The sequence below is a fragment of the Mycobacterium florentinum genome (assembly GCF_010730355.1).
GTDB classification, from domain to species: Bacteria; Actinomycetota; Actinomycetes; order Mycobacteriales; family Mycobacteriaceae; genus Mycobacterium; species Mycobacterium florentinum.
The window spans coordinates 5,139,558-5,151,642 of sequence record NZ_AP022576.1 but is presented as its reverse complement, the minus strand read 5'-3'; the positions used below and the strand labels follow the sequence as shown (position 1 = coordinate 5,151,642).

The window sequence follows — 12,085 nt, the reverse complement described above, 5'->3', positions numbered from 1 at the left end:
GGCTGTGACCAGGGCCGATCCGGGTGCTGTCGTGCCCGCCTCCGAGCGACTATCGGTGTGGCTTCACAGTCGTTGAATCTCTTGTGCCACTTGTGTTCCTGTGGTCACATCGCGGGGTTTTGTGTCGATGGGTCGATCTAGTTTTGTCGGTATGAGTACGGGTGTGATCGCCGACGATGTCGCGTAGAACGTAGCGTGGGTCGGGTGAATGCCGAGCGGACCCTGTTGCTGATGCGGCATGCGAAATCTGGATATCCGCCCGGCGTCGTCGACCACGACCGGCCGCTGGCTCCCCGCGGCATCCGGGAAGCGGGGATCGGCGGTGACTGGCTGCGCGCCAATCAACCCAGCATCGACGCCGTGCTGTGCTCCACGGCCACCCGCGCGCGTCAGACCCTGGCCAACACCGGCATCGACGCCCCCGTCCGATTCCGCGAGCGTCTCTACGACACCACCCCGGGCACGATGATCGACGAGATCAACGACGTTGCCGACGACGTCGACACCCTGCTCGTCGTCGGGCACGAGCCGACTATGTCATCGCTGGCGCTCGGCCTGGCCGGTGACGACGGCACCGACGGCGATGCGGTACGACGCATCTCGGAGAAGTTCGCGACATCGGCCATCGCGGTGCTCAGGGTCACCGGCGACTGGAAAGACCTGCAACTGGGGACAGCCGCCCTGACCGACTTCCACGTTCCGCGCTGAACCCCGCTAGGAGTTCGTCGAGAGCGTCAGCTCCATCAGCTTGAGGGCCTGCCCGCACGCATCGATTCCCGGTGCTTGCGGGTTGACCCACCAACCGACGACACCGGCCGCGTCGCTGGCCACCCCACAGGCGCCGTTCGGGTCGTCCGGGCGCATCACGATCGAACTCACACCCGCGATCGTTCGGGTCTCGACCTTGTAATGCAGGAAGTCGGCGACCTTGCGCTCTTCGCTCAGGCTGCCCTGCTCGAACCAGAACCGGGTGATGTCGATCAGGCCGGCCGGGTTGGCCGCCTGCCACCGGCAGATCGCGCCGACGAACGTGCTCTGAATGTCGAGCGGGTCGGCGCCCACCGTCTTGGCCAGGATGTCACTGGTCAGAACCTCGCATTCCTTGAGCAGATTCGGGTACTGCTGCTGGGAGTTGTTGTTGCGCGGGACGCCGCCGGCGCCCGCCTTGACCGCGTTGCCGCCGATCGACCTCGAACAGCCGGTCACGAGCACCACCGCGCTGATCAAGATGACCAGCGCGGTCCGGACACGTCTGGTCATCATTTCGAATTCGCAATCGATTGACGAGCCAGTTCTTTGGCGATGTCACACGGCGGCGGGAAGGGCTTTTGACTGAAGCTGATCGACCATTCGATGAAGTCGTCCTGGAACTGAATGCCGACCTCGCACAGCGAGTCGCCCAGGTTCGGCTCGTTGCCGATCGCGATGAAGCCGCTGTGACCGTTGATATTGATGTCTTCGACGCTGGCGCGCGAGAGTTCCTCGGTCTTGCGTTCGCGTCCGATCGGGCTGCCGCGGTACCAGGAGAAAGAGAAGTGCGGCCCGAGGATGCCGCCGCCGGCCAGCCACTGGCAACCGACGGAATTGCGGGCCGTGTTGATCAGCCCACTCATCTTGGTCAGCTCGGCCACCTGCTGGTCGCTGATACCGCCGCACTGCGGAAACATCGGTCCGTGGTGGCCCTCGGCGTTGCCGGGCGTCGTCGAGGACGTCCCACCCGGCTTGTTGTCGCCGGAGCCCGAGCAGCCCGCAACCGTCGGGGCCAAGGCCATGACGGCCGCGAGGGCCAGAGCCGTGAGGTTACGACGCACCACTACCCTGCTTCTGCTCCGCGTGCTCCTGGTCCACACGATGCACTGTAGCGGCAGCCCAGCGGGTCAACCACCGACGCGCCACCTGATCAGGCATTTCAAAGTATTTGCCGGACGGGGCACCCGCACCCAACCGCCCGGCGGTGCTCAGCGCCGCGACACGTGCCGTATGCGACAGTTACCAAATGCTTCTGGCACTGCTGCGCCAGTACATCCGGCCGTACCGCCGGCTGGTGGCGGTGCTGATGGTGCTTCAACTGATCAGCACGCTGGCGACGCTGTACCTGCCGACGGTCAACGCCGCGATCATCGATGAAGGCGTCGCCAGGGGCGACACCTCGACGATCGTCCGGCTCGGCATGGTGATGCTGGCGGTCACCGGGCTGCAGGTGCTGTGCTCGGTCGGGGCCACCTACCTCGGGTCACGAAGCGGCATGGGGTTCGGCCGCGACCTGCGCCTGGCGATGTTCGAACACGTCACAACCTTCTCCGAGCCCGAGACCGCCCGATTCGGCACGCCGACCCTGCTGATCCGCAGCACCAACGACGTCCGGCAGATTCAGTACCTGGTGCAATTGATGGGCACGGTGCTGATCACCGCACCGATCATGTGCGTCGGCGGAATCTTCATGGCCATCCATCAAGAGGCCGCGCTGACGTGGCTGTTGCTGGTCAGCGTTCCGGTGCTGGCCGTCGCCAACTACTGGATCATGTCGCACATGCTCCCGCTGTTTCGCCGGATGCAAGCGCTGATCGACGGCATCAACCGGGTGATGCGCGACCAGCTGTCCGGGGTGCGGGTGGTCCGGGCGTTCACCCGCGAAACCTTCGAGCGCGAACGGTTTTCCCGCGCCAACACCGCCCTGTCGAATGCGTCCCTGACGGCGGGTAATTGGCAAGCGCTGATGCTGCCGGTGACCACGCTGACCATCAACGTCTCCAGCGTCGCGCTGATCTGGTTCGGCGGTCTGCGCATCGATCGCGGCCAGATGCAGGTCGGCTCGCTGACCGCTTTTCTGGCTTATTTCACGCAGATCCTGATGGCCGTGTTGATGGCGACGATGACGCTGGTGGTGCTGCCCCGGGCGTCCGTCTGCGCCGAGCGCATCACTCAGGTGCTGTCCACACGTCCGGCCATCGCCAGCCCGCAACACCCCAGGCTCCCGAGCGCGGGGATCACCGGCGTCGTCCGCCTGGAGGGTGCGACGTTCACCTACCCGGGTGCCGACCGCCCTGTGCTGCAAGATATCTCGTTGACCGCGCGGCCCGGCACCACCACCGCGATCGTCGGCAGCACCGGCTCGGGCAAGTCGACGCTCGTGTCGCTGATCTGCCGGCTCTACGACGTGACCGACGGCGCGGTCCTGCTCGACGACATCGACGTCCGCGACTACGACACCGAGCGACTCTGGTCGGCGATCGGCCTGGTCCCGCAACGCGGATACCTGTTCTCCGGCACCGTCGCGGAGAACCTGCGGATCGGCGCGGCCCCCGGTCAGGTGGTGACCGACGAGCAGATGTGGGAAGCGTTACGGGTCGCCGCCGCCGACGAATTCGTCCGCGCGCACGCCGACGGGCTGCAGATGCGGGTCGCGCAGGCCGGCATGAATTTCTCGGGCGGCCAACGGCAACGGCTGGCGATCGCCCGGGCAGTCATTCGCCGCCCGGCGATCTACCTGTTCGACGACGCGTTCTCCGCGCTCGACGTGCACACCGACGCACACGTCCGGGCCGCCCTGCAGGAGATCTCCGGCGGGGCCACGATCATCGTTGTCACACAGCGTATTTCGACGGCATCGCAGGCCGACCAGATCATCGTCGTCGACAACGGAAAATTGGTGGGCACGGGCACCCACGAGTCGCTGCTGGCCGATTGCACCACCTACGCGGAATTCGCCGACTCACAATCGGTCGGCGCCCTGCGATCGGGTCGAGCCGGGGGCACCCAGTGACCAGAGCGACATTCCGGCCGACCAAAGGACCCGCACCCAGCACGCGATCGCGCGACTTCTGGGGCACCGCGACCCGGCTGGTGAAACGGCTTGCGCCACAACGAACGCTGAGCATCGCGGTAATCACACTGGGCCTGACCGGCACGGTGATCGGCGTCGTCGTACCGCGAATCCTGGGCCACGCCACCGATTTGCTCTTCAACGGTGTGATCGGACGCGGGCTGCCGGCGGGAATCACCAAGGCGCAGGCCGTCGCCCAGGCGCGGGCGCGCGGTGACAACGCGTTCGCCGACCTGCTGTCCGGAATGGATTTGGTGCCCGGTCAAGGCGTGGACTTCGGCGCGGTGGCGAGAACGCTGGGCGTTGCCCTCGCCCTGTATATCGTTGCCGCATTGTTTATTTGGGTACAGGCTCGCCTGCTCAACCTCACCCTGCAGCGCACCATGGTCGCGCTGCGCTCGCAGGTCGAGGACAAGGTCCATCGCCTGCCGCTGTCCTACTTCGACGGGCGGCTGCGCGGCGAGCTGCTGAGTCGGGTGACCAACGACATCGACAACGTCCAAGCGTCGTTGTCGATGACAATCAGCCAGTTGCTGACGGCGATTCTGACCGTGGTCACGACGCTGGCCATGATGCTGTCGATTTCGCCGACACTGACCCTGATCACTCTGCTGACCGTGCCGCTGTCGCTGCTGGCCACCCGGGCGATCGCGCGCCGTTCGCAACGCCTGTTCAAGGCGCAGTGGACCAGCATCGGACGGCTCAACGCCCACATCGAGGAGACGTACAGCGGCTTCACGGTGGTCAAGACCTTCGGTCACCGGGACGCCGCCCGTGAGGAATTCCGCAGTCTCAACGACGACGTCTACCACGCCAGTTTCGGCTCGCAGTTCTTCTCCGGCCTGGTGGCGCCGGCCACGGCGTTCATCGGCAACCTCGGATACGTCGCGGTCGCGGTGCTCGGCGGTCTGCAAGTGGCCACCGGACACATCACCCTCGGCAACATCCAGGCGTTCATCCAATACGTCCGGCAACTCAACAACCCGCTGGGCCAGGTGGCCGGGATGTACAACACCCTGCAATCCGGGGTGGCCAGCGCTGAGCGGGTGTTCGACCTGCTCGACGAGCCCGAGGAAGCACCCGACCCCGCGCCGGCCGGCGAACAAACTCCGGCCAACGGCGAGGAACCGCGCGGACGTGTCGAGTTCCAGCACGTCAGCTTCGCCTACCACCCGGGCACGCCGGTGATCGAAGACCTGTCGATGGCGGCCGAGCCGGGTAGCACCGTGGCGATCGTCGGACCGACCGGAGCGGGCAAGACCACGCTGGTGAACCTGCTGATGCGGTTCTACGACGTCGATTCCGGCCGCATCCTGATCGACGGCGTCGACATCACCACGATGAGCAGACAAGCCCTGCGATCGCGAATCGGCATGGTGCTGCAAGACACCTGGCTCTTCGACGGGACGATCGCGGAGAACATCGCCTACGGCCGGCCCGACGCCAGCGCGCGAGAGGTGGCCGAGGCCGCCGAGGCGGCCTACGTCGACCGTTTTGTACACACCCTGCCGGCCGGCTATCAGACCCGGGTCACCGGCGACGGCGCCAACATCAGCGCCGGCGAGAAGCAGCTGATCACGATCGCGCGCGCGTTCCTGGCCCGTCCGCAGCTGCTGATCCTGGACGAGGCAACCAGCTCGGTCGACACCCGCACCGAGGCTCTCATTCAGCGGGCCATGCACGAGCTGCGCCGGGATCGTACGAGCTTCGTTATCGCGCACCGTCTTTCGACGATCCGTGATGCCGACCGCATCGTGGTGGTCGAGTCCGGCCGGGTCGTCGAACAGGGCAACCACGCCGAACTCATGGCCCGACGGGGTGCCTATTACGCGATGACCCGGGCCTGAACTTCCCGGTCCGGCCGGGCGCCTGAGGCGTTACTGAAACGACGCCAAGAAGTTATACAGAATCCCTTTAGAAGTGCGGCTGACGCTAGTCCCATCAGCACCCCAACCGCCCAACCGAAAGGGACCACAGCAATGTTCACTCGCCGCATCAGCACGATTGCCAGCACCGTCATCGGCGCCGCCGCCATCGGCATCATCGCAGTCGGTACCGCCGGCACCGCCGGAGCTACCAGCGCCGACGACGCGTTCCTCGCCCAGATGGACAAGCTCGGCATCTCCTTCAACTCCCCCGCGGACGCCATCAAGGACGGCCACAAGGTCTGCCAGGAGCTCGCGTCCGGCAAAACGGGCACCGACGTCGCCAGCGAGGTCCTGCAGCAGACGAACCTGACCAGCCATCAGGCGGCCTACTTCGTCGTCGACGCGACCCACGCCTACTGCCCGCAACTCGCCCCGCAGCTCACCTAGTCGCACCCACCCCACTGGATGGGGGGATCCCGGTAACCGGGATCCCCCCATTCGCCATTTCTGGGTTCGGATTGCGGACCCTCGGTCACGCCGGTCAGGCACCGCGTTCGACGACACCGCAGCTTCCACAACACCGCGGTGAGATTGGAAAACGTTGCTAATCAAGCTAATTCACTGTCATATCGGCCCGAATGTGACTGCGCGGCGACACCGGGCAGACGCGCGATCCTGTTTAGACCTTCCGCATCCGACATCGGGCTCACTAAGCTCGGGGGTCGGCTGTTGATTTGCTGCGCGGCGATTGCTATGCAGGAGGCAGCTGTGGCCACCACTGAAGGAGATGTCGATGAAGCTCTCGCCTCGCACCGTCACCGCCGCCGCTGCCGCAGCGCTCGCCCTCGTACTCGCCATCGGTGGCTGTTCGAATGACTCGAGCACCGGCAAACCGCCCGGCACCACTTCCAGCACCTCCAGCAGCGAGGCGGCCACCCTGCTCAAGCAGGCCGCCGACGCGATGACCAAGGTCACCGGGATGCATGTCAGCGTGGCCGTGCAGGGCGACGTGCCCAATCTTCGTGTGACCAAGCTGGACGGCGACATCTCCAACACCCCGCAAACGGTTGCCACGGGTACCGCGACGCTGCTGGTCGGCAAATCGCCGGAAGACGCGAAGTTCGTCTACATCGACGGCCATCTCTACTCCGACCTCGGACAGCCCGGCACCTACACCGACTTCGGCAACGGCGCCTCGATCTACAACGTGTCGGTGCTGCTGGACCCCACCAAGGGGCTGGCCAATCTGCTGTCGAAACTGCAGGGCGGTGCGGTGTCGGGGACCGAGCAGGTCAACGGCGTCGCAACCACCAAGATCACCGGTAGCTCCTCGGCCGACGACGTCGCCACCCTGGCCGGCTCCAAGTTGACCGCGCAGAGCGTGACGACGGTGCCCACCACGGTCTGGATCGCCTCGGACGGCTCCTCGCACCTCGTTCAGCTTCGGGTCCATCCGACGAACGACACCTCGGTGACGCTGACGATGTCGGACTGGGGCAAGACGGTCAGCGCCACGAAGCCCGTCTCGCCATGAGCGCGGAATCGCAACCCCTGGAAAACGCGGAAACCGCCGGACCGCCGGCATTCGGAAAGGAATCACCAATGAGGACGATTGCTCGTCGCCGGCGGTTCACCGTGGCCGTCGCCGGTATGGCCACCGCCGCCGCGATCAGCGTCGCGCTGGCTCCCGCGGCCGGCGCCGCCGATCAATACGGCGCGATTGCCTACTCCAGCAACGGTTCCTGGGGCCGCTCGTGGGACTACCCTACCCGCCCGGCCGCGGAGGCGACCGCGGTCAAAAACTGCGCATACACCGACTGCAAGGTGCTCACCAGCTTCACCGATTGCGGCGCCGTCGCGACCAATGGCAAGGCATTCCAGGGCGGTGTCGGCTCGACCCTGGCCGCCGCGATGAAGGACGCCTTGACCAAACTCGGCGGCGGCTCCATCGACACCTGGGCGTGCAACTAGTCCCTGGCCCCAAACCGCCGTGCGACGAGCCAACGCTGCCTGAGCACGGTCTTCATCACTCCAAGAATTCGTGGAGATAACAGATAGGCCACGATCGGAACCTTTTCTCAACCGCCGCACAACACCGCGGAATGAGAGAAGGGACCACGATGAAGACCACCAAAATCGTCGCGATCGCCAAGACCGCCGCCTTCGCAGTCGTCGCAAGTGCCGTCGCGTTGGGTTTGGCCGCACCGGCCGGGGCAGCCGCGGGCACCATGTACGGCGATCCCGCGGCCGCCGCCGAGTACTGGCAGTACCAGAAATACGACGACTGCGTCCTGATGGCGAGTGCCGACGTGATCGGCCAGATCACCGGCAAGCAACCCTCGGAACCGGCCATCATCAAGCGGGCGCAAGCGACTCCGAGCGTCGTCCACCCGGGCTCGATCTACACCACGCCGGCCAACACCAAAAACCCAAACTCGGGTATGGGCACCAGCTTTGCCGACGTCCCGACCTTGCTGAAGCTCTACAAGATCAACGCCACGATCACCAACAAGGAGCACGCCGCCAAAGACGGCATCCTCGGTGGCATCGAAGGGCTCGAGGAGCAGCTGGCGGAGGGCCACAAGGTCATCGTCAGCGTCAACGGCGAACTGATCTGGGGCCAGCCCGTCGAAAACAAGGACGACGACGGAAACCCGCGGGGCGACCACGCCGTGGTGGTCACCGGCATCGACACCGCCAATGACGTGGTGCACCTCAACGACAGCGGCACCAAGGAAGGCCGCGACGAGCAGATCCCGATAGCGCTGTTCATGCGGGCGTGGGAGGCCAGCAAGGAGCTGATGGTCTTCACCACCTAAACCCACCCAACTGCCCAATCGGCGGGCAGCCACGCGGAGCACATGCACCGGGTCGGCTGCCCGCCTTATGCGTTTTCGGGGCATCCCAATCGGATTCGTGCGAGCAATCGATGATCACGCTGGCAGGGAACACATTTCAGCCCGGGCCAAGCGCATGCCGCCGCCGGCGCCGCGGCACACCAATCGCGGGATATTACCGAATTCGGGGGGTTCGTATCACAATGACAAGGAATAACACCGCATGGGCAGGTGACGCCGCGCAGAGAACCCGGAAGGGCTGGTTAGCGACGATGGTAGACAAGAGTCTCGAATTCGGCCTGCTCGGGCCGTTGGAGATGACTGTGGACGGCACGGTGGTGCCGCTGGGCACGCCCAAACAGCGGGCGGTGCTGGCCATGCTGCTGATGAACCGCAACAGCCCGGTCGGCGTCGAAAGGCTGATCACCGCCCTGTGGGAAGACGAGCCCCCGTCGGGTGCACGGGCCAGCATCCACTCCTACGTGTCCAATCTGCGCAAGCTCCTCACCGGCGCCGGCATCGACCCGCGCGTGGTGCTGGCCGCCGCGCCGCCGGGCTACCGGCTCACCGTCGACGAAAACAGTTGCGATCTTGGACGGTTCATCACCGAGAAGACCGCGGGCGTGCACGCGGCCGCGATCAGCCGGTTCGAGCAGGCGAGCCAGCACCTGACGGCGGCATTGGCGCAATGGCGCGGACCGGTGCTCGATGACCTGCGCGACTTTCAGTTCGTCGACACCTTCGCCACCTCACTCGTGGAGGAAAAAATTCTGGTCCACACCGCGAAGGCAGAGGCCGAAATCGCTTGCGGACGTGGCGCCGCCGTGATCGGCGACCTCGAAGTGCTCATCGCGGAGCACCCCTACCGCGAGCCGCTGTGGGCCCAGCTGATCACGGCCTACTACCTGACCGACCGGCAATCCGACGCGCTGGCCGCGTACCGCCGGGTGAAGACGACACTCGCCGACGAGCTCGGAATCGACCCCGGCCCGACGCTGCGTGACCTCAACGAAAAAATCCTGCGCCAGGAGCCGCTGGACGCCAAGAAATCAGCCAGGACCACGGCCGTCGGCACCATCACCCTGCTGGACCAGCGCACCAAGGTCCCCGCCGGCAAGCCCGCCGCCTACCTGCACGAAGCGTCGGGCCGCAGCTACCCATTGCGCCTGACCGAGACCCGGATCGGACGTCTCAGCGACAACGACATCGTCCTGGCCAGCGCCAATGTCAGCCGCCATCACGCCGTCATCGTCGACACCGGCACCAGCTATGTCATCAACGACCTGCGGTCGTCCAATGGTGTACACGTGCAACACCAACGCATCCGGTCGGCGGCCACCCTGAAGGACGGCGACCACGTCCGCATCTGCGACCACGAATTCACGTTCGAGATCCCGCGCGGCTACAACAGCGAGGCAGCAAACTGAAGTAGCCGAATATCCTTGCTGTGCAAGGTATTTCGTAGCAATATCCGGCATGGCCAAACACCGCAAGGCTTTTCGCCGGACGTTGTCGGTGTCGATGCGCGACGCGCCTGCGCCGGGATCTCGCGATTGTCCCGCCTGGGCGTGCACGACGGCTTACCGTGATGGTTGCTAGTCGCGGAGGTTACGAGCGAGGATCTGACCGTAGTTGTTGATATCGTCGGCGGGTCTGCGGCCGGTTTGGAGGATCAGCGATGAGCGAGGAGCAAAACTCGCGAGTGGGGTCGATGTTCGGGCCCTACCATCTAAAGCGGCTGCTGGGCCGGGGTGGCATGGGCGAGGTGTACGAGGCCGAGCACACCGTCAAAGAGTGGACGGTCGCGGTCAAGGTGATGACCGCGGAGTTCAGCAGGGACCCGGTATTCCGTGAGCGGATGCGGCGCGAGGCGCGCACCGCCGGCCGTTTGCAGGAACCGCATGTGGTGCCGATCCACGACTACGGCGAGATCGATGGACAGATGTTCATGGAGATGCACCTGATCGAGGGCATCGACTTGGACGACATGCTCAAACGGTTTGGCCCACTGACCGCGCCGCGCGCGGTCGCGATCATCACCCAGATCGCCTCGGCCCTCGACGCGGCCCACGCCGCCGGCGTCATGCACCGCGACATCAAGCCGCCCAACATTCTGATCACCCGCGACGATTTCGCCTACCTCGTTGACTTCGGCATCGCCAGCGCCACCACCGACGAGAAGCTCACCCAACTCGGCACCGCGGTGGGCACCTGGAAATACATGGCGCCCGAACGGTTTTCCAACGGCGAGGTCACCTACCGCGCCGATATCTACGCGTTGGCCTGCGTGCTGTACGAATGCCTGACGGGCACCCCGCCCTATCGCGCGGGCACCGCCGGCGAGCTGGTCAGGGCGCACACCACCGACGACATACCGCTGGCCAGCGCGGTGCGCTCGGGCATCCCGAAGGCCTTCGATGCGGTGATCGCGCGGGGCATGGCGAAAAAGCCCGAGGACCGCTACGCCAGCGCCGGCGACCTGGCGCTGGCCGCGCACGAGGCGCTGAGCAATCCCGATCAAGACCACGCCGACAACATCCTGCGCCGCAGCCAGGAAGCCACCCTGGCGGCCGAAACCCCGCACCTGCCTCCCCCGGCCGCGCCACCGCAGAGCGGCACTCCACCGCCGCCGTACCCGCCGCCAAGTTCTACGCCGGTGCCACCGCCCGCGCCGACCGCTCGGCCCTGGGCGCCCGAGAGTGGCCCCGTCCCGACCCCGAGCCAGCCGGTCTCGGGCGCGCAGTATTACCAAGGCACCAGCGGCAACTGGGCCGCAACGCCGCCCGGCGCACCCCCGCCCGCCGGCCCCGCTGCCTGGACGCTGGGACAGCAACCCCCGCCCAAGCCCAAGCGCAACCCCTGGCCGTTCGTCATCGGGGCCGCCGCCCTGGTTGTGGTCCTGGTGCTCGCGGCCGTCGGCGTCTACGTCGCCACACAGGATGACGACAACCCGAAACCGCATCCGACCGCGACCAGCACCACAACCCCGCCGAGGACCACGAGTTCGAAACCGACCACCACCACGACCACCGCGAGCGGCGACCTCGAAGGCCAGCTGCTCACCCTGGTGCCCCCGGGCTACCCGAGCGGCACGTGCACACCGGCCACCGCGAAACCGAACACGGTCTGGTCGGACGCGCTGGCCGTCGTCGACTGCGACCAGAACACCAACCCGGGCGGCCCCTCGAAGGCGCGCTACGGTCTCTTCCCGAATCCGAGCGTCCTGAAGGACGCAACCGACGCCGACATCAAGCTGCTGACGCTGGCGACCTGCCCCGGAGGGGTTAACAACCCGGAACCGTGGCAGCACCCGGACGCCCCGAAGGTCGACGTCGGCATGGTCGCCTGCGGCACCTACAACAACCACCCGAACATGGTGTGGAGCAATCAGGTCAAGCTGCTGTTATGCGACGTCTTCGGCGATCCCCCGACCATCGAGGAACTGCACACCTGGTGGACCAAATACGGTGGCTGAGCCTCGGTAGCCAAAGATCAACCGGCCCAACGGCATCGGATAACCGAGGCGGCGCGCGCCACGCGATGCGGACCAAACCAGC

Annotated in this window: 11 protein-coding genes; 9 read left to right on the top strand and 2 right to left on the bottom strand. The window is 65.9% G+C overall.

Going from position 1 to position 12,085, the window contains the following annotated elements; genetic code table 11:
* The first annotated feature begins 231 nt into the window (after positions 1-231).
* Positions 232-708 carry a SixA phosphatase family protein gene (locus G6N55_RS24465; protein WP_276072843.1) on the top strand — a complete coding sequence of 159 codons (477 nt, stop codon included), beginning with the start codon at positions 232-234 and terminating at the stop codon, positions 706-708.
* A 6-nt stretch (positions 709-714) separates the two neighbouring features.
* Here G6N55_RS24465 and G6N55_RS24460 read toward each other — a convergent pair whose 3' ends face one another.
* Both G6N55_RS24460 and G6N55_RS24455 read right to left on the bottom strand, forming a co-directional pair.
* Positions 715-1,260 (bottom strand): DUF3558 domain-containing protein, encoded by a 546-nt coding sequence (locus G6N55_RS24460; protein ID WP_163667492.1) that lies wholly within the window; start codon positions 1,258-1,260, stop codon positions 715-717.
* A complete protein-coding gene (locus tag G6N55_RS24455) occupies positions 1,260-1,772 on the bottom strand; it encodes a DUF3558 domain-containing protein (protein ID WP_139826738.1) in 513 nt (170 codons plus the stop codon). Before G6N55_RS24455 ends, G6N55_RS24460 begins: the two co-directional genes overlap by 1 nt.
* Before the next feature lie 224 nt (positions 1,773-1,996).
* Here G6N55_RS24455 and G6N55_RS24450 point away from each other — a divergent pair, with 224 nt between their 5' ends.
* The 8 genes from G6N55_RS24450 (at position 1,997) to G6N55_RS24415 (ending at position 12,003) form a co-directional block, all read left to right on the top strand.
* Complete coding sequence (locus G6N55_RS24450) at positions 1,997-3,763, top strand: ABC transporter ATP-binding protein (RefSeq protein ID WP_085221252.1); 1,767 nt, start codon at positions 1,997-1,999, stop codon at positions 3,761-3,763.
* Positions 3,760-5,670 carry an ABC transporter ATP-binding protein gene (locus G6N55_RS24445; protein ID WP_085220992.1) on the top strand — a complete coding sequence of 637 codons (1,911 nt, stop codon included), beginning with the start codon at positions 3,760-3,762 and terminating at the stop codon, positions 5,668-5,670. Before G6N55_RS24450 ends, G6N55_RS24445 begins: the two co-directional genes overlap by 4 nt.
* 132 nt (positions 5,671-5,802) lie before the next feature.
* Positions 5,803-6,138 (top strand): DUF732 domain-containing protein, encoded by a 336-nt coding sequence (locus tag G6N55_RS24440; protein WP_085220993.1) that lies wholly within the window; start codon positions 5,803-5,805, stop codon positions 6,136-6,138.
* 346 nt (positions 6,139-6,484) lie between these two features.
* Positions 6,485-7,225, top strand: coding sequence for an LppX_LprAFG lipoprotein (locus tag G6N55_RS24435; RefSeq protein WP_085221253.1), 741 nt, complete (start codon positions 6,485-6,487; stop codon positions 7,223-7,225).
* Positions 7,226-7,293: 68 nt separating this feature from the next.
* Positions 7,294-7,662, top strand: a complete 369-nt coding sequence (locus tag G6N55_RS24430; RefSeq protein WP_085221254.1) for a DUF4189 domain-containing protein — start codon at positions 7,294-7,296, stop codon at positions 7,660-7,662.
* A gap of 149 nt (positions 7,663-7,811) precedes the next feature.
* Positions 7,812-8,510, top strand: a complete 699-nt coding sequence (locus G6N55_RS24425; RefSeq protein WP_085220994.1) for a C39 family peptidase — start codon at positions 7,812-7,814, stop codon at positions 8,508-8,510.
* 290 nt (positions 8,511-8,800) lie between these two features.
* Positions 8,801-9,955 carry a BTAD domain-containing putative transcriptional regulator gene (locus tag G6N55_RS24420; protein ID WP_085220995.1) on the top strand — a complete coding sequence of 385 codons (1,155 nt, stop codon included), beginning with the start codon at positions 8,801-8,803 and terminating at the stop codon, positions 9,953-9,955.
* Positions 9,956-10,206: 251 nt separating this feature from the next.
* A complete protein-coding gene (locus G6N55_RS24415; protein WP_085220996.1) occupies positions 10,207-12,003 on the top strand; it encodes a serine/threonine-protein kinase in 1,797 nt (598 codons plus the stop codon).
* Positions 12,004-12,085 lie beyond the last annotated feature (82 nt).

Bases quoted from the DNA above. Each gene is read 5' to 3' on its own strand.
- G6N55_RS24425 (WP_085220994.1), top strand. From the start codon at position 7,812: ATGAAGACCACCAAAATCGTCGCGATCGCCAAGACCGCCGCCTTCGCA.
- G6N55_RS24420 (WP_085220995.1), top strand. From the start codon at position 8,801: ATGGTAGACAAGAGTCTCGAATTCGGCCTGCTCGGGCCGTTGGAGATG.
- G6N55_RS24465 (WP_276072843.1), top strand. From the start codon at position 232: ATGCGGCATGCGAAATCTGGATATCCGCCCGGCGTCGTCGACCACGAC.
- G6N55_RS24435 (WP_085221253.1), top strand. From the start codon at position 6,485: ATGAAGCTCTCGCCTCGCACCGTCACCGCCGCCGCTGCCGCAGCGCTC.
- G6N55_RS24455 (WP_139826738.1), bottom strand. From the start codon at position 1,772: ATGGCCTTGGCCCCGACGGTTGCGGGCTGCTCGGGCTCCGGCGACAAC.
- G6N55_RS24450 (WP_085221252.1), top strand. From the start codon at position 1,997: ATGCTTCTGGCACTGCTGCGCCAGTACATCCGGCCGTACCGCCGGCTG.
- G6N55_RS24460 (WP_163667492.1), bottom strand. From the start codon at position 1,260: ATGACCAGACGTGTCCGGACCGCGCTGGTCATCTTGATCAGCGCGGTG.
- G6N55_RS24440 (WP_085220993.1), top strand. From the start codon at position 5,803: ATGTTCACTCGCCGCATCAGCACGATTGCCAGCACCGTCATCGGCGCC.
- G6N55_RS24415 (WP_085220996.1), top strand. From the start codon at position 10,207: ATGAGCGAGGAGCAAAACTCGCGAGTGGGGTCGATGTTCGGGCCCTAC.
- G6N55_RS24430 (WP_085221254.1), top strand. From the start codon at position 7,294: ATGAGGACGATTGCTCGTCGCCGGCGGTTCACCGTGGCCGTCGCCGGT.